Origin of the sequence: Campylobacter sp. RM19072, assembly GCF_024723485.1 — a bacterium.
In the GTDB taxonomy this organism is placed as follows: Bacteria; Campylobacterota; Campylobacteria; order Campylobacterales; family Campylobacteraceae; genus Campylobacter; species Campylobacter porcelli.
In genome coordinates this window covers 1-365 of sequence record NZ_JANQCU010000068.1, presented here as the reverse complement: position 1 = coordinate 365, position 365 = coordinate 1, and the positions used below count along the sequence as shown (strand labels likewise).

The 365-nt window shown below is 29.0% G+C and carries 1 protein-coding gene; it reads left to right on the top strand.

Going from position 1 to position 365, the window contains the following annotated elements; genetic code table 11:
- Positions 1-365 (top strand): hypothetical protein (locus CSUIS19072_RS08480; protein WP_337212286.1); only part of this gene is annotated, 365 nt, incomplete at both ends.

Below are 365 nucleotides of genomic sequence, written 5' to 3'. Positions count from 1 at the left end.
GTTCTAACAAAGCAGTATCCAAGTTATGATGATCTATATAAATATGGATTTTTACATAGTAGAATTAGAGCTTATAAAGACTCAAACCTTTTAGTAGATATATTTAGAATAAATAAATCAAATAATATATATAGGGAATTTGAAGATATCGATGTGGCAAGTGGTGATGCTACTCTTTTAGAAAACACCTTAAAAATGGGTCATTATGATAAAGTCTTAGTTCATATGATAGATTCAAATATGTGGAGTGTACTTGAAAAATTCATAGATAAAATAAAAGTTATAGTATGGATCCATGGTGCTGAGATACAAGTATGGCAACGAAGAGCATATGAATTTGAAAGATTAAGCTCTGATGAGATAGC